General features: G+C 46.9%; 16 protein-coding genes and 1 tRNA gene. 7 read left to right on the forward strand and 10 right to left on the reverse strand.

Annotation, left to right across the window (positions count from 1 at the left end; genetic code table 11):
• Positions 1-242: 242 nt before the first annotated feature.
• On the reverse strand, positions 243-656 hold the full coding sequence (locus D8Y20_RS04650; RefSeq protein ID WP_121541877.1) for a DUF4399 domain-containing protein: 414 nt from the start codon (positions 654-656) through the stop codon (positions 243-245).
• Positions 657-765: 109 nt separating this feature from the next.
• On the opposite strand from D8Y20_RS04650, the gene D8Y20_RS04655 reads away from it, so the two are divergent.
• The 6 genes from D8Y20_RS04655 (at position 766) to D8Y20_RS04680 (ending at position 5,484) form a co-directional block, all read left to right on the forward strand.
• Positions 766-1,281, forward strand: coding sequence for a M67 family metallopeptidase (locus D8Y20_RS04655; RefSeq protein ID WP_236075250.1), 516 nt, complete (start codon positions 766-768; stop codon positions 1,279-1,281).
• A complete protein-coding gene (locus D8Y20_RS04660) occupies positions 1,278-3,005 on the forward strand; it encodes a tetratricopeptide repeat protein (protein WP_121541879.1) in 1,728 nt (575 codons plus the stop codon). The genes D8Y20_RS04655 and D8Y20_RS04660 overlap by 4 nt, the downstream gene beginning before the upstream one ends.
• Positions 3,002-3,559 (forward strand): lipoprotein insertase outer membrane protein LolB, encoded by a 558-nt coding sequence (locus D8Y20_RS04665; RefSeq protein ID WP_121541880.1) that lies wholly within the window; start codon positions 3,002-3,004, stop codon positions 3,557-3,559. The genes D8Y20_RS04660 and D8Y20_RS04665 overlap by 4 nt, the downstream gene beginning before the upstream one ends.
• A gap of 1 nt (position 3,560) precedes the next feature.
• The gene (ispE, locus tag D8Y20_RS04670) at positions 3,561-4,406 is read left to right on the forward strand and encodes a 4-(cytidine 5'-diphospho)-2-C-methyl-D-erythritol kinase (RefSeq protein ID WP_255418405.1); all 846 of its coding nucleotides are present in this window, start codon (positions 3,561-3,563) and stop codon (positions 4,404-4,406) included.
• A gap of 9 nt (positions 4,407-4,415) precedes the next feature.
• Positions 4,416-4,490 (forward strand) — tRNA-Gln (locus D8Y20_RS04675).
• A gap of 46 nt (positions 4,491-4,536) precedes the next feature.
• Positions 4,537-5,484 carry a ribose-phosphate pyrophosphokinase gene (locus tag D8Y20_RS04680; RefSeq protein ID WP_121541882.1) on the forward strand — a complete coding sequence of 316 codons (948 nt, stop codon included), beginning with the start codon at positions 4,537-4,539 and terminating at the stop codon, positions 5,482-5,484.
• A gap of 213 nt (positions 5,485-5,697) precedes the next feature.
• Here the strand turns inward: D8Y20_RS04680 and D8Y20_RS04685 are convergent, their stop codons facing one another.
• The 9 genes from D8Y20_RS04685 to D8Y20_RS04725 all read right to left on the reverse strand — a co-directional run bounded on the left by D8Y20_RS04685 (position 5,698) and on the right by D8Y20_RS04725 (position 18,137).
• Positions 5,698-6,078 carry a cytochrome c family protein gene (locus D8Y20_RS04685; RefSeq protein ID WP_121541883.1) on the reverse strand — a complete coding sequence of 127 codons (381 nt, stop codon included), beginning with the start codon at positions 6,076-6,078 and terminating at the stop codon, positions 5,698-5,700.
• A 151-nt stretch (positions 6,079-6,229) separates the two neighbouring features.
• The gene (clpB, locus tag D8Y20_RS04690; protein WP_121541884.1) at positions 6,230-8,824 is read right to left on the reverse strand and encodes an ATP-dependent chaperone ClpB; all 2,595 of its coding nucleotides are present in this window, start codon (positions 8,822-8,824) and stop codon (positions 6,230-6,232) included.
• Positions 8,825-8,875: 51 nt separating this feature from the next.
• Positions 8,876-11,515, reverse strand: coding sequence for an ABC transporter substrate-binding protein (locus tag D8Y20_RS04695; protein WP_121541885.1), 2,640 nt, complete (start codon positions 11,513-11,515; stop codon positions 8,876-8,878).
• 14 nt (positions 11,516-11,529) lie between these two features.
• A complete protein-coding gene (locus D8Y20_RS04700) occupies positions 11,530-11,949 on the reverse strand; it encodes a hypothetical protein (protein ID WP_236075252.1) in 420 nt (139 codons plus the stop codon).
• Positions 11,946-13,358 (reverse strand): sigma-54 dependent transcriptional regulator, encoded by a 1,413-nt coding sequence (locus tag D8Y20_RS04705; protein ID WP_121541886.1) that lies wholly within the window; start codon positions 13,356-13,358, stop codon positions 11,946-11,948. Before D8Y20_RS04705 ends, D8Y20_RS04700 begins: the two co-directional genes overlap by 4 nt.
• 309 nt (positions 13,359-13,667) lie before the next feature.
• Positions 13,668-15,047 carry a sensor histidine kinase KdpD gene (locus tag D8Y20_RS04710; protein ID WP_236075253.1) on the reverse strand — a complete coding sequence of 460 codons (1,380 nt, stop codon included), beginning with the start codon at positions 15,045-15,047 and terminating at the stop codon, positions 13,668-13,670.
• Entirely contained in the window at positions 15,019-15,930 is a 912-nt protein-coding gene (dapA, locus tag D8Y20_RS04715) for a 4-hydroxy-tetrahydrodipicolinate synthase (protein ID WP_121541887.1), read from the reverse strand. The genes D8Y20_RS04710 and dapA overlap by 29 nt, the downstream gene beginning before the upstream one ends.
• A gap of 382 nt (positions 15,931-16,312) precedes the next feature.
• Positions 16,313-17,056: a formylglycine-generating enzyme family protein gene (locus tag D8Y20_RS04720; protein ID WP_201265527.1), complete on the reverse strand. Its 744-nt coding sequence runs from the start codon at positions 17,054-17,056 to the stop codon at positions 16,313-16,315.
• An 88-nt stretch (positions 17,057-17,144) separates the two neighbouring features.
• Positions 17,145-18,137, reverse strand: coding sequence for an RluA family pseudouridine synthase (locus D8Y20_RS04725; RefSeq protein ID WP_236075254.1), 993 nt, complete (start codon positions 18,135-18,137; stop codon positions 17,145-17,147).
• Between the two features lie 438 nt (positions 18,138-18,575).
• Here D8Y20_RS04725 and D8Y20_RS04730 point away from each other — a divergent pair.
• Positions 18,576-20,754: Rne/Rng family ribonuclease (locus D8Y20_RS04730; protein WP_236075255.1), on the forward strand; the 2,179-nt coding region annotated here is incomplete at its 3' end.

Raw genomic sequence — 20,754 nt, forward strand, 5'->3', positions numbered from 1 at the left:
TATCTTCCACATTCACATATCTTTTCCAATATTGCTTGTTAAGAAAATGCTGATGTATTGCATCCGGCAAGACATAAACACTTCCTTAGATACCCCAATCGTTCTCAATATTGGATACACAGAGTCCTGAAGATCCAGAGCATTAGAAACAAAATACATTTTTGTATCTGATCACCACGGACCCAAACAAAAAAGGGAAGGCATAATGCCCTCCCCTCTCATGCTATATCATTAGCAATAGTCTATTTAACGTGAAGCTTAATCGTCTGGCTCATCGCTTTGCCATATGATTGATGATGACCATCTGCAAATTGCAGTGTTAAAGTATGATCACCCGGCGTTAAATTCAGTACCGTTTCACTTTGACCTTTGCCATAATGTTTATGTGTTTCATCTTTGGGTACTACTTCACCCTTTGGAATAAATGCTCCATCAACAATCAAGTGATGATGCCCTGTGCCTTCAATCAGTTCACCGGCTTTATGCACTTTCATGCCATGTGCGGCCATTACAACATTAACAGCCCGACTTACCTCAGCCCCATCTTTTGGAAGCACCAGCTCTACACTCGATGTAGTGTCGGCTGATGAACAAGCTTGCATCAGTGGCAAAACAGTCAGTGCGGCCAAAATAATCCACGTACGTTTTAATTTCATTTAGAACCTCCTAAAAAAACAGAGACTCGACAAAGTCGCCAAGGTTGGCAAGTCGGCAGTAAGCGATAGGCTAGCGACTCGACTTCCTTAGAAATACTGGAGAATCCCATTGAGCGCAACTAGTACCCCATTGTATGAACCTGAACGCTTCCGTAGCCCTGAATACCTTGCTGTCATTGATCAGCAAGCAACTGACGCACTGTTTCAGATTCCATCCCATTGTTTGAGCATCATGCGCGAAGCTGGCGAGGCCGGTTACCCGCACGAAATATGTGGCCTGTTAGTTGGCACAATCAACAACCACGGCTGGCAAGTTCATGACATCAAACCCGTTGCCAACCTCAATGAAGAACGGGCCGCCGACCGCTTTCAACTCGACCCGGCTGGATATCAACAGATAGACCGTGAACTACGTGGCACGGGGCTTGAAATTATCGGCGTTTACCACTCTCATCCCGATTGCCCAGCCAAACCCTCCCCAACCGACCTAGGCAGTGCCTGGGAAGGTTTTGCATACCCCATTATCAGCATTTGTGATGGACTAATGACAGATATTCAGTGCTGGGCAGTCAACACGTCAGCCAGCGCCTTCCAAAACATTGAAATCAAGGAACAGACAATATGAATATTCGGGTAACTGCCCTGCTCTTGTTTGTAACGATCATCTTATCCGCATGCCAAGCCCACAAACCTATTCCTCACACCAATGAAATAAAAACAACAAGCCAACACAAACATATCAATATGCTTGAAATGGAACCCCGGTTTCTCTATCTGGCAGCTCAGGATGCCATTAAAGATGGTCAATACCAGCTAGCCAGCGAACTGCTTTCTGCTCTTGTTGAAAAAGACGCAAACGCGACAATACCACACCTACAACTCATTGAACTGTTATTACAATCAAGAAAATATGATCTCGTAAAACAACATATTGCGTCGCTATTACAACAAAAAACACTCCCTAGAGAAAAGCGTATTCACCTTGAACTCGCACAGGTTCGACTACTTGCAGGCCAAAACCAGGCGGATGCAGCACTCAAGCAACTTGAATCGTTTCTTACTATTCATCCGAAGAACCTTGATGCACGCGAGCTCCAAATCGAATTACTAACAAATGCAAACCGATACGATGAAGCACTGGCTGGACTTGATACGTCTATTCAAATCAATGAATTACCCGAATTTCGCCTTCTACAAGCACAATTATTCATCAAGAAAAATGATTTCAATGCTGCGAAATCATCTCTCATGCGCGCGCATACACTTGCTCCCCATCATGATACACCAGTACTACTTCTCAGCTCGATAGCCTTACAGAACAATCAAATTGATGAGGCAGAATCACTACTGCGCAGCTTTCTTATAGCACACCCCGAGGCCTTCCGCATATCCCAGGCACTTGGACAATTATTAGTACGAGACAAACGTCCTGTAGAAGCCATCGTGGTTTATCGCCAGGCAGTACAACACTCCGGCAATAACCCTGATATCATGCGAGCTTTAGGCTTACTCTATTTTCGCATTCAAAATTACAGTGAAGCAGAAAAAACATTCCGTAAAGTAATAGCGATTAAGTCGGATGACCTATCTCTTTTTTATCTCGGTGCCAGCCTGGAAGCACTGGATCGCAATAAGGAAGCACAAACCATCTACCAAAATATTGATACTGACTCCACGCTCGCTGCTGATGCCCAAATACGCCTTGCTGCTATAGCAGTCATGAACAATGACATTAAACAGGGTGAAAAACGTTTAAAGGCTATTTTAAGAAAACATACCATGCATTTAGATGCACTGCTCATGCTATCCACGATCCGTCTGAGCCAACACAAATATCAGCAATTGATTGATGAAACAGATATCACCATAGGCATCCCTAAAACGCCATCACAACTACTGTTTAATCGTGCCGTCGCGTTTGAAAGCCTTAAACAATATGAGCAGGTTGAGAGCACGATCAATCAGCTTCTTAAAACAACACCAACCCACGCTGAAGCGATGAACTTCTTGGCATATACCTATGCCATACAAGGCATCAAACTCGGTAAGGCAGAAGCACTGCTTCATCGTGCACTACTACTAAAACCGGACAATGGGTACTACCTCGACTCACTTGCCTGGGTCTATTACATGAGTGGTAAATTTCCTAAAGCTATCGAAACACAAGTTCAGGCTCTGAAAAAAATATCTGATGATGCTGTAATGTTTGAACATTATGGCGATATGCTATGGCAACATGGTGATATGCAAGGCGCACGCAATGCCTGGCAACAGGCCATCACATTCAAAAGCCAGAATGTACAAGTCATTAAACGCAAAATAAGTAAAGGAATCCCTCCCTTACAATGAACAACTTCTCACATAGACCAGTCATGCATGGCCTATGCGTTGCCCTGCTGGTATTACTTGGTGCCTGTTCAGTGAGTATCCCGGCAGACCAAACTAATACTATGCACAAACCTACACCTCAAAAAATTGGCCCCTTCCCAGCTTTTTCCGGTCGCCTGATTGTCATCAACCCATCCAGGCGCTGGCAGGTAGAGATCGACTGGCAAGCCTACCAACCCAACGCTGGTAAATTGCGCCTGAATCATGCATTCAGCAGCACTATTGTAGATTTTCGTTGGAATAATAGTCATATGGAAATCAGAGATAATAAATTTCCTTATTGGCGTGATATTCAGCAGAAGGAGCTAACGGAACACGGCATCATGCTTCCACCCAATCAATTGGCTAGTATTTTACTTGGTAACATACCCTCTTCTTTTCACCAGAAAAAAACCGATACATGGGAAAGCAAACAATCAGGCAGCCTGATCCGTTTGCTTTGGCAGCCAGAGTTGAAAAAACTCACCATCAGTGACATCCAACATGGTCGTGTCGCTAAACTGATCATTCATTAAGATGCTTACGCTTCCGGCACCAGCCAAAATCAATCTATATTTGCATATTACAACTGTGCATAGCAATGGCATGCATGAACTCAATACTGCTTTCGCCTACACCGAAGCCCATGATCTATTACATTTTGAGAAATCGAATGAAATAGTAGTTACTTGTTCGCAACAGCACTTAAGTGGCAAGGCAAACCTTGTGCATCAGGTGCTAGAAGCCTTGCAAACCCGATACGGCATCAAGCATGGGTTACGTGTACATATCGACAAACAGATACCGGAACAGGCTGGCCTTGGCGGAGGATCATCCGATGCCGCCACAGCCATCATGGCCGCCAATACGCTCTGGGATATCCATGCCAGCAGTAGTACATTGATTGACTTCGCCACACCATTTGGGGCCGATATTCCCTGTTTCCTATATGGCAAAGCGAGTTTAGCCACCGGTATAGGGGCAAGCCTGATAGATTATCCTTACCCCCTCCCCGGCCAAACATTGTTGCTTGCAAGGCCGGAGACAGGCCTTTCAACAGCTCAAGTGTTCCGCCACTTTGATAGCACGTTGACCGACCTTTCAGGGCTGGCTACTATGCGCCGCGATTCACCTTGCATCGGGGATAATGATCTTGAAGCAAGCGCCTGTCTGTTGAATCCGGATGTTGCGCAACTACTAACCGAGCTGCGCACTCAAACGGAAGAAGCATGGATGAGTGGCAGTGGTTCTACTTGCGTAGCCCTGTTTGACAATCATCATCAGGCACTGAAGGTGTCAGATTTTTTGCAGCAAAAAAGTCTGGCGAACTGGACACATGTAGGTAAGATCTGCGATCTTCATCCTATCATGTTGAATAGATAGTTAACGAATTGGGACGTGGCCAAGCGGTAAGGCAACGGGTTTTGATCTCGTCATGCGCAGGTTCGAATCCTGCCGTCCCAGCCAATTAAAATAACTGGTGCAATGCATTATGCAGGCACAGGAGCGGTATATGTTCCATGAAAAACTTCGACTTTTTTCAGGCACCTCAAATCCGCCGCTTTCTCAAGCGATCTGCGACCATATTGGTCAGCCATTAGGCGACCTCTACTTTCAACGTTTTTCCGATGGCGAAATTTTTATTCAGGTAAAAGAGACGATTCGTGGGCATGATGCATTCTTTATCCAGAGCACCAGCAGACCGGCCAACGCTAATCTCATGGAACTGCTTATTTTTATTGATGCAGCCAAACGTGCATCAGCCCGCAATATCTGTGTTGTCATTCCCTATTTCGGTTATGCTCGACAGGATCGAAAAAGCGCAGGACGCACCCCTATTTCGGCCAAGCTGGTAGCAGATCTTATCTCTCGGGCCGGAGCCACACGTGTACTGACATTGGATTTGCACGCCACACAGATTCAAGGTTTCTTTGATATTCCTGTAGATAATATTTTTGCGATCCCTTTATTCGGAAAAGATATTGAAGAGCGTAGTGATCTTGATGACATCATGATTGTATCACCGGATGTTGGTGGCGTAGTACGCGCACGCGCTCTGGCCAACCGTCTGCATGTCGACATGGCGATCGTTGATAAGCGCCGGCCTGCTCCAAATGTTGCGAAAGTGATGAATATTATTGGTGATGTCAGTGGTAAGCACTGCATCCTGATAGATGATATGGTGGACACTGCCGGCACGCTCTGTGGTGCCGCTGAAGCATTGCTTGAACAGGGTGCAACTAAAGTCAGCGCCTATGCCTCTCACGGCGTATTATCCGGCCCTGCAGCAGAGCGCCTGGCCGCCTCCAATCTTCATGAACTGGTTATTACAGATAGTATTTTGCAACCGGAAGCAGTATTAAACACTGGTAAGGTACGCATCATCTCTATTGCCAGCTTAATGGGTGAAGCTATTACCCGCATCTATGATGCACGATCCATCTCCAGCCTGTACGAATAACCCTTCCCTTCTTCAACCTGGCCGCGCTTTGGCTGAATATTTTCTAAGATTAGAATAAACAAAACCTAGGCCTAAACCAGCGTTTTTAAACAAAGCGATGGTGTCCTATTTTTTCAAACATTGGTGATCACCGAAAAAACACCATAAAAAAGGCGACCCGAGGGCCGCCTTTTAAATTCATCCACTTCAATCAATTCATTTACAAGAAATGAATTATAGAGATTTCAACTTCGCAAGTACTTCGTCTTGTTTAGCTGCATCACAAATTTTCTGTGGAGGCATTTTGGTTTTAGCATGGTCATCACCACTAAACTCTTTGATCGCTTTCTTGGAGTTACACATCCAAGCGCGAAGATGATCTTCATCCCAGTTCCAGCCGCCTTTTGCTAGGGCTGGTTTATATTTAAACCCTTCCATACTACCTGCTGCACGGCCTACAACACCTTTCAGACCAGGACCAACTTTATTCTTTTCAGTGAAGTTATGACATCCCTTACATTTACCCCATGCAGCAGCCTGTGCTGACATTGGAGCTAGAGACATTGTACCCATAACAAATGCTGCAGACGCAGCAACCATCAATAATTTTTTCATTTTCTTCCTCCTCTCTGATATCTGAAGATGACTTGCTACGCATGCCTTCTCACGGTGTCAACACTATTCACATTCCATTCATAAACACAGTGTAATTACCCCCCCCGTGCGGGGAAGACATCCCCCCACCAGTGTTATGCCTCAATAAAAGTTACTTATCACCATGCACAGACAATCCATTGTCCACCACGTCAACAACCACATTTGTCCCTGCTTCATCAGCAATCAACAGACGTGCCAGCGGCGTCTCCAGATGCTCCTGAATAAACCGCTTCAGTGGTCTGGCCCCAAAAGCAGGATCATAAGCCTGCACAGCGATCCACTGTACAGCCTCATCAGTTACCGTCAGCGATACCTGCTGCTCAGACAAACGCTGCTTCAGCTCCATGAGAAAAACTTCAACAATGCGTGCCACAACGTTTTGTGTCAGCGGCCTGAACAGCACCGTTTCATCCACACGATTAAGAAACTCAGGCCTGAAATGTTGGGTCAGTGCAGCCATAATTTGAGCCGATGCCGTTTCATTCAACGCGCCATCAGCATCAATCCCATCCAACATATATTCTGAACCGATATTGCTGGTCATGATAACGATCGTATGCTGAAAATTCACCGTTCGACCATGACTATCCGTCAATCGACCATCATCAAGCAATTGCAATAATACATTGAATACATCCGGATGAGCTTTTTCAACCTCATCCAATAGCAACACACAATATGGCTTGCGCCGTACTGCTTCTGTCAGCTGACCACCCTGCTCAAAGCCTATATAGCCCGGAGGGGCACCCAACAAACGCGAAACAGCATGTTTTTCCATATATTCCGACATGTCGATACGCACCATATTTTCTTCCGCATCAAACAGGGTACGCGCCAACGTACGCGCCAACTCAGTTTTACCCACCCCGGTTGGACCCAGAAAAAGAAACGAACCAATCGGCTTGTGTTGATCGCGAATACCGGCCCGTGCGCGCAACACAGCATTGGAGACAGCCAACACGGCTTCATCCTGACCAATCACCCGCTCATGCAGCACGGACTCCAGACTCAATAACTTTTCACGCTCCCCTTGTAGCAAGCGTGTCATCTGAATGCCAGTCCAGCGCGCCACTACCGCTGCGATCTCAGCTTCATTCACCACTTCACTGATTAAACCTTCCCGTGCCTGTACAGAAGCCTCCTGCTCAGCCAATTGCTTCTCTAAAGCGGGTAAGGTGCCATAACGCAAACTGGCAGTTATCTCCAGATCATAGCGCCGTTCAGCGCTCTCAATATCGAGCTTCACCTGCTCAATCTGCTCACGCAAAGACTGAACGTTCCCCATAGCGCCTTTTTCCTGCTCCCAGCGCGCCCGCATCACATCACGCTGCTCCTGCAATTCAACCAGCTCTTTACGTAAAATATTGAGCCGTTTACGGCTAGCTTCATCTTTCTCTTTCTTTAAGGCGGTCTCTTCAATTTCAAGACGCATAGCACGCCTGGAGATAGCATCGAGTTCAGCAGGCATTGAATCCATTTCTGTGCGAATGGATGCACAAGCCTCATCGACCAGGTCAATGGCTTTATCCGGCAAAAAACGATCAGAAATGTAGCGGTCAGACAAGGTCGCAGCCGCCACCAGAGCAGCATCGGAGATCCGCACACCATGATGCAATTCAAACCGCTCCCGAATACCCCTTAAGATTGAAATCGTATCGGCCACATCAGGCGCATCAACCATCACAGGTTGAAAACGACGCTCTAAGGCAGCATCCTTTTCTATATACAGTCTGTATTCGTTGAGGGTTGTCGCACCAATGCAATGTAATTCACCACGCGCCAGCATCGGCTTGAGCATGTTGCCCGCATCACTGCTACCCTCAGTTTTACCAGCTCCTACAATGGTGTGTAATTCATCAATAAAGAGCAAGGTATGCCCTTCCGACGCCTTGATTTCCTCTAGCACTGCTTTCAAACGCTCTTCAAATTCACCGCGATATTTTGCACCCGCCATCAACGATGTCATATCGAGCGAAAACAGGCTGCGATTCTTTAAGCCCTCCGGTACATCTCCGGATACGATGCGCTGTGCAAGCCCTTCAGCAATGGCTGTTTTACCCACACCCGGCTCTCCGATCAATACAGGGTTGTTTTTGGTTTTGCGCGACAGGATACGGATCACCGAGCGAATTTCAGCATCCCGGCCGATGACAGGATCGAGCTTACCTGAACGGGCCAGTTCAACCAGATCCACACCATATTTTTTCAGCGCTTCATATTGCGATTCAGGTGCATCTGTAGTCACCCGTTGATTCCCACGCACACTGCCCAGCACTTCCAGAAAAGATTCCCGTGTAATGCCTTGCGCTTTGAATATTTTACCGGCTTCGCTGCTATCTTTCTCATCAATAAAGGTCAGCAACACATGCTCAACAGAGATATAATCATCCTGCATGCGCTCGGCTTCTGCTGCAGCTTTGGCTAATAGGCCCTGCAAGCGCTGGGTAATGTATATTTTATCTATCTCAACACGTTGCCCACTTACCTTTGGATGCCTGGATAGGGCGCTCTGAATATCAGATTTAAATACATTGATATCTCTACCAGCCCGCTCAATCAATCGCGGTGCCAGACCATCATCTTGAGCCAGAAGCTCTGCCAACAGATGCTCACCATCGACTTGTTGATGTGACAACCGTGCTGCCAGACTCTGGCTGGCGGCCATGGCTTCATTTAATTTTTGGGTCATTCTGCTCAAGTCCATATCAGTACTCCATACTGGTGTATATGGGGATCAGCGTTCAGGAATCCAAGCTCAAGTTACATCAATATTAGAAACACCCAGTCGTGTCACTTCAGATAATAGCGCATTTCTTGTGTATGGCTTCTTCATAAAGCCAGCCAAACCATTATGTTTAAGACGATCAATCGCATCATTATCCAAAAACCCACTACTCAACACAATGCTGGCATCAGGGTTCATTGCCCGAATGGCATGAAAAGCTTCCTCCCCATCCATGATTGGCATGGTCAAATCCATCAACACCATTGAAATCTCATGGGCATGTTCACGAAACATATGCACAGCATGCTCTCCATCGTTTGCAGTGAATACGCGAATACCTTCTCTCTCCAGTAAGCGCCTGGCAACATCTCTGACGGCCTCTTCATCATCCACCAACAGCACGCCCCCATACACATCTGGCTGCAAATTCATTTCCATAGTTTGCAGTTCCGGCTTGGGTTTCTCTGACTCCAATAAAGGAAGAAACACGGTAAATCTGGATCCCTTACCCAACTCACTATGCAGTGCCAATGTACCACCATGACTACGCACAATCCCCAGTAGTGCCGATAAACCCAATCCGCTCCCGGTCTCTTTGGTTGTAAAAAAAGGATCAAAAATGCGTAATTTCGTATCCTCATCCATACCGCATCCAGAATCCTTCACTTCTACAAAAACATACATACCCGGTTGCAGATCACTAGCCATATACATATTAGAAAAATCCAGTGCTGCGAGATGACGTAAGCCAGTGCGCAAATGAATTTCGCCGGGGTTAGCTTCCATAGACTCTGAAGCATTGGTCATTAAATTCATCACCAATTGTGTCAACTGATTTCTATCACCATACACATCGGGCAAAGCATCCATCAAGGTTTGATTCAACACTATTTTCTTGCCAATCACAGTACTTAGCAATTCAGAGACTTCACAAATCAAATCATTAAAATTCTGATGCCCCATAGTTAAACGACCCTGACCGGAATAGGCAAGCATCTGCTTCACCAGATCAGCACCGCGACGCGCCGATTTAAAAATTTTCTCCAAATACTCGCGCATCTCCCCTTGGGCTGCCTTATCCAGCATGGCCAACTCTGCATTGCCCATCACCCCGACCAGCATATTGTTGAAATCGTGGGCGATACCTCCAGCCAGTACACCGATACTCTCCATCTTTTGAGCCTGTTGCAGTTGACCTGTCAGCTCCTGGCTTTCCTGTTCTGCCTTTTTACGCTCGGCAATATTACGTATATTACCTTCAACACCTGCAATCTTACCTTCTTTATCAAAAAAACATTGAGAGTTCACTTCAACCCAGACACGTGAACCATCCTTATGTTTCAAGCACACCTCAAAATGCTGCAAATGCCCGCCACTCAGCTTTAGGGCATCAAGAAACTGGGTACGGCCGCCTTCATCATAATATAATTTACTCATCGGTTGCCCAATGACTTCTTCCCGCTGGTAACCCAGTTGCCGTTCACAGGCAAGAGAGACCCATATAACAGTACCATTATTATCGGCCCGATAATAAGCATCCTGCATATGATCAAGAATATCTTTATATTCATGGGTGATTTGTTCCAATGCTGCAGTACGTTTGTGAATACCTTGTCGCAATTGCACATTAAACAGATATAAAAACAGCACCAACAAAAACAATGATGCAAAGGCAAACCAATATCGATATTGCCAAACCAGACTACCAACACTTGTGTCCGGTTGATAAATAAAGGCATCCCAATCAATCTTCATCAGAGGGTGGCCCAATGATTCAAACACCAGAGGTACATTCTGCCAGCGTTCCAAATTCGAGAACCCCACCGGCACAAGCTCTGTAAACATCAAAGCAGAAACTGCGTTGGCTTCATATGTTAAATGATCAATGGATTTATGTTGACTGTCATACTTCTGTTTAATCAAACGAATGATTTCTTGTTGATGCTCGAGCGCATACGCCCAGCCCTTGATTGAGGCACGACGAAAAGCCGCCGCGCGTTCAGGGTGAGATGCTAATTCCGCCTCTGTTGTTAACAGCGAATCACCATAAAATTCAATACCATAATCATGTGGTCGAAACGTCTCAAATGCGACACCTCGCTGCTTCAGCAAAAAACCTTCATTGCTACTATAGCCCGTAAAAGCATCCGAACGACCCTCAATAAAATCATCAATACTACCAATAGGAAGAGCCATATAATCCGTCTCAGCAAGACCTGCACGCTGCAACATCGCGTGCACTTCCACCGTCAGAAATTTCGACTGCATCATCACACGTTTTCCACGCAGAGCATCCAGGGAACTTACCCCTGAGCGCGTGTAGATCACCAGTGGTGATTGCTGGAAAATAGAAGCCAGCACAACAACCGGTTTACCTTGAGCTCGCGACAACAAAGCTCCCCCATCACCGACAGCATATTGCACTTCACCAGCAAGCATCATTTCCAATGGATTATGGCTTGGGCCTCCTTCAAGCAATTCCACATGCAAACCTTCATCTGCATAAAAACCCTTTTCCAGGGCAGCGTAATAACCTGCAAACTGAAACTGATGATTCCATTTTAATTGAAGCCGGACAACATCATCATGATCGGTATTTGCTGCCTGACAGAGCTGCGCTGTGAACAAGCATAAAAAAGAGAACAGACAAGCATAACGCAAATAATTCATCGCTACACTTTAACTTATCGGTCTGGAAGTTCCACCACGAAGACAGATACTTTGGCTAAAATAGCAGGATTTGAGTTCGACACTTCAACAATCAGATCATCTTGCCCGGACGCATTGTCAAAGCGGGTCTGAAACATATGGCTACCAACACTATAACTGCGCCGCTGCACCTGAATATTTTCCACTTCACCCCTCACCCGGACAATACGGAAAGTCAACGGCCCCACTGAATCGGAGACCATTGTCACCTCAAAAAAGCCTTTCCTGTCAGGCATGTCAAAAAATTCACGTGATTTTTGAAACGGTGGCACATTGGCATCCCGATTATAAAGATATTCCTCATCAAACTGGATAGCCTGAAGCAGGCCTGCATTGCCACCAATCAACACGATCAAGCAGACCGATAGAAATACTGAGCGAATAAATATATTCATGGGTTTTCATGCACCTCAATATCATATTTATCACACAGGTAACGCATTTTATCCTTGGCCCGATCACCAAAACCCAACCAGCGGCCAGCACGCGCCTTAATATGCTGATTACGCTCCAATGCCACTTCCACTAATTTCATTTCAAAGGCTGCCACAGCTTTTTCAGCCCGTATGCCTGAATCAGGTAACTGTTGTAGCCATTGTTCCAACGGGTCGGCATCGTCACTGACCAGCTGCGGCCCCATCAACGACGGAATAGCTTCCACTTTTTCTCCCACCGCCAACACCACTGCACGTTCAATAACATTCTCCAGTTCACGCACATTGCCCGGCCAGCTATATCGCTCCAATTGCCCCAATACGTCATCGGATAACGCATCCATTCGTTTACCACACATCGCAGCCTTGCGCATAAGAATCGCATCTGAAAGCAATGGTAAATCTTCAACATGATCACGCAGCGGAGGAACCAGAATTTCGACTACATGAATACGATAATACAAATCATCGCGAAAACTACCCTCTTGTACTCTTTGCTCCAGATCTTCCCTGCTTGAACAAATCAAACGTACGTCTGAACGAATAATTGCTTCTCCACCCAAACGTGAAAACTCACCCGACTCCAAAGCTCTCAATAATTTTCCCTGCACTGACAATGGCAACCCTGCCACTTCATCAAGAAATAGAGTGCCTCCGCTAGCGCGTTCAAACCAGCCAAGTTTTCGTTTCATCGCACCTGCAAAAGCTCCTTTTTCATAACCAAACAACTCCGACTCCAACAACTCGGCCGACATAGCAGCGCAATTGATTGCAATAAAAGGCTGTTTGCTTCGGGAACTTGTAATATGCAGTTGTCGCGCCACCAACTCTTTACCCGTGCCCGTCTCTCCACGTATCAATACAGTGGATGGGGCAGAAGCCACTTGTGAAATCATGGTGCGCAGTGCCTGCATATCCGCTGATTCTCCCAACAAGTCACTGTTTACCTGAGTATCCAGAGCCCGCTGCATCTCTTGTTCTCGTATAGCCTGCCAGTGCGCCTGCATACTTCGATCAATCGTTCCCTTCACTTCATCGGGATCAAATGGTTTACCAAAAAAGTCCAGCGCACCTAAAGCCTGTGCCCGCTTAGCCAAGGCCCTTTCATCATGGCCCGTAATCACTACTACCGGTGTATCAGGGCTTTCTGCTCTTATTTTTTTCAGGTAGGCCATGCCTATTTCAGGGTTATCCGGTTCTGGTGGCAAAGCCAAATCCAGTACGACCAGATCCACGCGATGGCTAGACAAGGCATCATCGGCCCCATCCAGATCCCCCGCTTCCAGAATTTGATACGACTCTTTCAATAGCAGTTTTAAATTCAATCGATTGATATCATTATCATCCACAACCAATACCGTTTGTTTCATCGCTATCACTCCTATACCCGTGCGCGGCACGTATGCTTACCCTAAGACTAGGGTAATCGCATTAAAACACCCTATATATACTAGCATTATTCAGCATTTTCACCACAGCCCCCCAGGGGAGTCTCTCTTGCACAAGTGTTGTCACCTTCAGGACGCAGAGTTTCGCAAAGTAAAGACAAAAACAGATGCAAGCTTCAACTGTTGCTCTCAGGTTAGCATTGTTTTTTGATCATTGTGTCGGTTTCTCTGCGTAACTCTGCGTCCTTTGCGGTAAAAGTTTTTAAATGTTTCTATGTAATTGCCCTGATCCTAAGACTGCCACAAAGGTAAACGCACAATGAAGGTGGAACCTTTGCCCTCCCCTTCACTTTCTGCAGTAATGGTTCCACCATGCGCTTCCACAATCCTGCGACTCAAATAGAGACCAACACCAAGGCCATTACTTTTACTGGTCGCAAACAGATGAAACAAGCGCTGGCGGATAAATACTTTACTCATGCCACAGCCCTGATCGCGCACACGAATCTCAGCCATCGTTTCAATTGTTTCATCACCATCGCTTTGACTTTTACGCAGATCAACCAAACTGGTTTCAATATGAATAACACCCTGCCGCTGCATGGCCTGAACAGCATTATCATAGAGGTTTTCAAACACCCCCTGTAACATATCACTATCGCCAGCAACAGCTTTCACAAGCCTATGCTTCTGTTCAAGTTTTAAAGATTCCGGCCACAAACGATCACGCACACTGGCTTGCAATAAAGCCACCACATCAAGCGGTGCAATCACCGGATCCATAGGGGCATTCGGGTCAGAAACACGTTGCATTAAGGTCTGCATGCGACCGGTTACTTTACGAATAGCAACGAGCATGCGCTGCACATCATCTTCATCCAGTTTGCCTGATCCTAAGTGATGTGCCAAAAAGGAGAGATCATGCAAACGGTTTTTCAAGTCATGCGAATGCAATTGCTTGGTTACGCGCGACAGCGAATCCAGACGGGCTGCTTCAGATTGCAAATAGGTTAACCGGGCATGTTCAAGACTCATGGCTGAAAATTTTGCCAGAGACTCCAGGCTGTCTCGCTCTTCAGCATCCATCACTCGACCATCCTGTCTTGGCCCCAGCCATAACCATGCTTCACCATTGGCCGCCGGCAACTTCAAACAGAGGGCATAATCATCAGATGGATGATCGGCATGTCCGGCCTCAATAAAAGGAGCACTGGCTGGATAAGCATACCAGTTACCATCTCCCAGCTTACGTTCATCGAGTGCCGCAAAGCGGCGATAACTGACCTTGCAGATACGCTCTAAAAGCGCGGTTTCAACGTCTTCAATCGGCAATTGCGCCAGATCTCCTGCGCCCAATTGCCTGATCGCAGCCAGCGTATCAAGTTGATGACGAAAGAAGAGACGATCCAGCGCTCGCAACATCGACTGCACCAAGGGCGCATAACCAAAGGCCGCCGAAATAGCAGCAATCACCATCGCCCAAACAGAAACCGGTTGACCACTCAGGGCATAAACAGCCGACTCAGCCAGCATCAGCACCAGTACAAATACTGCAATCGCAATCAGCGTGGCAGACAAGTAGGCAAAAGAATGCACTAAGCGCCTGACATTAAACATCAAACGCAAGTAGTTTAGCACCTGATCAGTGATCAGTGATCTCCAAATCGTCAAGTGCTGCTCCAGACTCGACGCCAAAGCGTTGCATAGAACGGCTCAGCTCTTGCAGTGAGTGATTTCCAAGCGGCAACAGAGGCAAGCGCAATTCATTTTCACACCATCCCAACAGATGACAGGCTGCTTTCACCGGAATCGGATTGGCTTCCACGAACAGCATCTGATTTAGCTCCCGCATCGCAAACTGCGCTCGCCTGGCCGCATCCCAATCGCCTGCACGCATTGCTTCGGTTAACGATTTCATCGTTTTGGGTGCGATGTTGGACACAACAGAAATCACACCCTGTCCACCAAGCGCCATGAAAGGCATTACGGTCGCATCATCGCCTGAATAAAACTCCATACGCCCGTCACATGCAGCCAATGAATGCATTAACTGTTCCATATCGGCAGTGGCATCTTTTATCGCGATAATATTCGACACATGAGACAGACGCCCCACCGTTTCCGGTAAAATATTTGAGTTGGTCCGCCCCGGTACGTTATACACAATCTGTGGCAAATGTACTGCATCAGCAACAGCTTTATAATGCTGAAATACACCTTCCTGCGTGGGCTTATTGTAGTACGGAGAGATCAGCAGTGCGGCATCCGCCCCCAATATTTTGGCTGCTCCGGTTAGTTCAATTGATTCAGCCGTATTATTGCTGCCAGTACCGGCGATGACTGGTACACGCCCTGCAACCTGATCTACAGCAATGCCAATGACCTGTTTGTGCTCCTCAAATGAGAGCGTTGCAGCTTCACCCGTCGTACCAGCCGGTACCACACCATCAACACCTGCTTCAATCTGTCTTTCCAAATGTGCGCGAAACGCTTCTTCATCAATAGTTCCATTCAAGAATGGTGTTACCAATGCCGTCATTGTACCGTGAAACATACATGCCTCCGTGGGCTGTTGAACCTTTAAATAATGATAGCGCTGAACTATAACCGCTGAACATCATCGAGAAAGGATAATGTATTCATCCATACTCCAATAGGGAAGCGCTGATTTATTCAGCCTTTTCGTGCAGACCATGGATGGCACCCGCCACAACAACTCAGGATGGAGATACTGGACGGCCAAAGCCGCCACCAGGTGAGTAGCAGGAGCTGCGAATCAATTCAGGCACGCAATGCTTGATTGATAAGCAGCGGAAAAACCCGCGCTTTTGTCTTTGCGAACTGATTTTTGCCAGGGCGGCAATAAATCATCATCTCAATAGACAAGCTGAGAACAATCACCAGATTTCAATTTCACATCAACAACAGTCAATGTATTACTCCTGCACGAGGCGAAACCCCAGCGTATCGTATCGGGAACTGCGGGAGAACCAACTGCGGTATGCCGAACCTAAATAATTCACATCATTGTCCCAGGAGCCACCACGTATTACGCGCTTACTGCACTCGCCTGTTGTCCATGCACTACCATCAGCCGGCGCACCAGCATAACTGTTATTCCAACAATCCTGCACCCACTCCCACACATTGCCATGCATATCATGCAAGCCAAAGTCATTGGCCAGCTTCTGTCCGACAGGATGCGTTCTTTCCTTACTGCCATCTCCGAACCAGGCTGACAACGATGCTTGTTCTACCCCACCGTCCCAGCCATAACGATCGGCATGACCAGCCCGTGCTGCATATTCCCACTCGGCTTCCGATGGCAAGCGAAACGACTTGCCTGTTTTCATATTCAACTGCTTGATAAAGGCCTGCACATCAAGCCAACTCACACGCTCCACTGGCAAGTCAGCAGCCTTGAAATAACTTGGATTATCGCCCGTCACAGAGCGGTACAACGCTTGCGTAACTTCATATTTCATCATCTTGAAAGCAGCGATGTGCACTGTATGAGGCGGTTTATTATCACGGTCCACGGAAGCCTCACTACCCATCAAAAAGCTACCAGCAGGAATGGATACCAATTCCAGCCTCACTTCTTCAGCCTGCAGCGGCAAACAGGTCGAAAATAGCGCCATCACACACGTTAAAAAAAATAGTGCCATTGTTTTCACCATACATATCTCCTCTTCAGCTGCTCTAGCCTGAACTGTTGTGACCACCCATCCGTAAACTGTAAGATAATACTGATTGATTCAGCATCAACTATTTATCAATCAACGCCCGCCAATTTTGCGGCCAGTCAGCCTTGAATTCGAGAGGCTGTTTTGTAATGGGATGATCAAAGCGTAAGCGCCAGGCGTGCAACATCAAACCTTTACCACCAATCGATTTATACGCCGATAAATCTGGCTTTTCTCCATATTTCCCATCACCCAGAATCGCATGCCCTTCTCCCTGCAATTGCACTCTCAGCTGATGTGTACGCCCACTATGGGGAGCCAGAGACAGCATGGCATAATCAAAACCGTCACGCTCAAACTGTATCATTACCTGATAATCGGTGACCGACTCCTTACCTTCATCAACATCGACAACCATGCGCTCCCCGCCGCGCACCAGGCCTTTAGCCAGATGCGATATCATGCGGCCTGCTGATGCAAACGGGTGTCCCACAACCAGTGCAAAGTAATGTTTTTGCATGTCCCGCAAACGAAATGATTCAGTAAGATGCCTTAATGCCTCTAAGTTTTTAGCCAGTAGCAGGACGCCTGATGTATCACGGTCAAGCCGATGCGCCAAACGTAAATCAGGCAAACCACGCACCTGCTTCAAGGCTTCAATCAAACCGGCATCGTGGCCTGAACCGCCATGTACAACGAGCCCGGCTGGTTTATTCACCACCAGTATCCACTGATCTTCAAACAGCACCGTCAAGGCACGCACCTTGTTTATCAAAGAAGCAGGAATATGGTCAGCGCTACGGCCATCATGCACATCTTCGGGCTCTCTAAGGCTGGCTGGCAGGTAAATCTCATCACCAACGCTGACGCGTGACTCTGGTTTGCAGCGTTTCTTATTAACCCGCACATTGCCTTTTCGAATCAAACGCACAATAAGCCCGCGCCTGGATGCACCCAAATGGCGCACCAACACCCGGTCAAGGCGGCTACAATCTTCATTATTATCTATTGTTAAAACACTATTTTCCTGCATTTTTCTTGCCAATCCGCCTTCAACCGATAGAGTCACCTGCATATGTAGATAGCTCCGTGTTTTCCTGCATCGTATAAACTTTAACGCAGTTGCAATGGTAATGATTTGTATCCGGGAATCCCAGCCTCCAGTATTTTGAACATATACCGAGAGATAGCAGGGAACATTTTAGTCCCGCGCCATTGATCCGAAATCGGGTCAGTGAGACCATCAATGTGTAGATTTATGTCGATGACCCTAACGTTGAGCCTGCATAAATACACTGCGTTTGAAGACTTATACTGATGCCTCACCAAAGCGCCGACAGCGCAGGGGTAACAGCTAACTAGTGCGATGTAACATCAGGATGATGCGGCCATATCCCTGGATATTCGAGCTTGCCACTCCTGAGAACGCATCTGCTTACGTACTATTCTCAAGAATAGTTCCATCTTCGGCATTTATGTCGATGAGTCCCTCAAGCGCCAAAAGGAAACGTGCGTGACTGTAAAAAAACTCATGCTTATCAGTGCTATACACGAAGAAGAAAGTCGTGTTGCTATTATTGAAGATGGTTATCTTCATGAACTAGACATTGAATCAGCCCATAAAGCATTAACCAAAAGCAACATATATCGCGGTAAAATAACCAAAGTCGAAGGCAGTCTTCAAGCTGCTTTCGTTGAGTACGGATCAGCCCGGCAGGGCTTCTTACCGGTCGGTGAAATACACCCTGACTACTGGAAAGAAGGGGTGGATAAATCATTAAATCCCCGCAATCTTTCTATTCAGGATATTCTACAGGCCAAGCAAGAAATACTTGTACAGGTTGTCAAAGAAGAGCGCGGCAACAAAGGCGCGGCTCTAACTACAAATATTTCTTTAGCCGGGCGTTACCTGGTTCTAAGTCCTAATACCGTACGTGGCGGCATCTCTCGCAAACTTTCCGATGAAGATCGCCGCTCAATGAAAGAGATCCTTAAACAGCTCGACGTGCCCGATGACATGGGCTTGATTATTCGTACTGCCGGCAAGGATCAAACACTAGAAGCACTACAGCGCGACTACCAATATTTACGCCGCCTATGGGATGAAATCCGCATCACTAGTGAAACTACACCATCACCTGCCCTCATCTATCTCGATGGCGATCTGGCCACACGCGCAATTCGTGATCATTTCTCTGATGATATTCAGGAAATATGGGTAGATAACCATGAAGTATATACCCGCACCAAAGCCTTTGTTCATGCCGTTATTCCAGGCAAAGAGAAACTGGTAAAACTATACCGTGGTAAAAAACCATTGTTTCGCCTGCACAACATTGAACAACAGTGTGAAGAGACACACCAGCGCGAAATCCGTCTGCCTACAGGCGGCTCTATTGTACTTGACCCTACAGAAGCCTTAACAGCTATCGATATCAATTCTGCCAGCGCCACCAAGGGTAAGCATATTGATGACACTGCCCTGGCCATTAATCTGGAAGCAGCAGAAGAAATTGCCCGTCAGTTACGCATTCGCGATATTGGTGGTTTGATCGTCATTGACTTCATTGATATGGCCAACAGAAAGCATGGTCAACAGGTTGAAGACCTGCTTCGCAAAGCATGCAAAGGAGACAAAGCGCGCATTCAGTTCGCCCGTATATCTCGCTTTGGTCTGTTAGAAATGTCGCGTCAGCGCCTACACCCATCGGTACGTGAATCTACAACTGAGGGCTGTCCACGCTGTCAGGGACGTGGCTCTATCCGCACGGTCGACTCCATGGCTCTACAAATGCTCACACGCATGGAAGACTGGTCTGAAAGAGGCAAACAACCTACATTAATTGTACAGGTTCCGTCCGAAACCGGTGAATATCTGATGAACAACAAACGCGCCAATATTGCGCGCATTGAAGAAGCATACGATATTCAAATCACCCTGCAAATTCGCCCTGATCTTGATATCCCTCACTATCGCATTGAACGACAGTGGAATGAAAACAATCAGCAACGCGTGGAAGTACTTGAAGATACAGGAAAACGCATCAAACCACCGCGCCCCAACCGTAAACTTAAACCTGTAAAACCAGTGGTTGGTATTCCTACCCCTGTTCCGGAACAGGCACCTGCTGTAGAGCCTAAAAAAGAAGGGCCGCTGCAATCGTTGATCAATCTTTTTATCGGCGCCAGAAAAAAAACACCACCTAAAGCACCTGAAACAGAAGAAACAAAAAAAACCGAACAGCCAAGCAACCAACGTCCACGTAGGCGCAATCGAAACCGTGGCAATACACAGAACAAAAAAGCAAGCAGTGCCACTGAAGACAACAAACAACAGACCAATACAAAAGCGCAAAAACAGCCAAAGAAAGCTACACACAAGAAAAGTGAGAAGCCTAAAAGCAACCCTGCCGAAGATAACAAAGCGAAGGAGCAGGAACTTTCCAGTAGCAACAATGAAACAGACACAACAGCCAGCAAACCGCGTCGTCGCAGACGCAGGCGCAGGCGTTCAGCAGGCAATAGCGATGCTGCTAATGCAGCTCAGAACAGCGCTTCTGTAGATAGCAACAACAAACCACAGGCTCCATCAACAGCTACTGCTTCTGAAAAGCGTGATAACGCTCCAGCTGCCAAATCTGCTCCTGCAAAAGCGGACAACGCTCCAGCAGCTAAATCTACACCTGCAAAAG

The sequence above is a fragment of the Mariprofundus sp. EBB-1 genome (assembly GCF_003665155.1).
GTDB lineage: Bacteria > Pseudomonadota > Zetaproteobacteria > Mariprofundales > Mariprofundaceae > Mariprofundus.

Excerpts from the sequence above, each read along its gene's own strand:
- ispE (WP_255418405.1), top strand. The coding sequence starts at position 3,561 with ATGCTTACGCTTCCGGCACCAGCCAAAATCAATCTATATTTGCATATT.
- D8Y20_RS04725 (WP_236075254.1), bottom strand. The coding sequence starts at position 18,137 with ATGCAGGTGACTCTATCGGTTGAAGGCGGATTGGCAAGAAAAATGCAG.
- D8Y20_RS04680 (WP_121541882.1), top strand. The coding sequence starts at position 4,537 with ATGTTCCATGAAAAACTTCGACTTTTTTCAGGCACCTCAAATCCGCCG.
- clpB (WP_121541884.1), bottom strand. The coding sequence starts at position 8,824 with ATGGACTTGAGCAGAATGACCCAAAAATTAAATGAAGCCATGGCCGCC.
- dapA (WP_121541887.1), bottom strand. The coding sequence starts at position 15,930 with ATGTTTCACGGTACAATGACGGCATTGGTAACACCATTCTTGAATGGA.
- D8Y20_RS04705 (WP_121541886.1), bottom strand. The coding sequence starts at position 13,358 with ATGAAACAAACGGTATTGGTTGTGGATGATAATGATATCAATCGATTG.
- D8Y20_RS04650 (WP_121541877.1), bottom strand. The coding sequence starts at position 656 with ATGAAATTAAAACGTACGTGGATTATTTTGGCCGCACTGACTGTTTTG.
- D8Y20_RS04720 (WP_201265527.1), bottom strand. The coding sequence starts at position 17,056 with ATGGTGAAAACAATGGCACTATTTTTTTTAACGTGTGTGATGGCGCTA.
- D8Y20_RS04685 (WP_121541883.1), bottom strand. The coding sequence starts at position 6,078 with ATGAAAAAATTATTGATGGTTGCTGCGTCTGCAGCATTTGTTATGGGT.
- D8Y20_RS04660 (WP_121541879.1), top strand. The coding sequence starts at position 1,278 with ATGAATATTCGGGTAACTGCCCTGCTCTTGTTTGTAACGATCATCTTA.
- D8Y20_RS04700 (WP_236075252.1), bottom strand. The coding sequence starts at position 11,949 with ATGAATATATTTATTCGCTCAGTATTTCTATCGGTCTGCTTGATCGTG.
- D8Y20_RS04695 (WP_121541885.1), bottom strand. The coding sequence starts at position 11,515 with ATGAATTATTTGCGTTATGCTTGTCTGTTCTCTTTTTTATGCTTGTTC.
- D8Y20_RS04665 (WP_121541880.1), top strand. The coding sequence starts at position 3,002 with ATGAACAACTTCTCACATAGACCAGTCATGCATGGCCTATGCGTTGCC.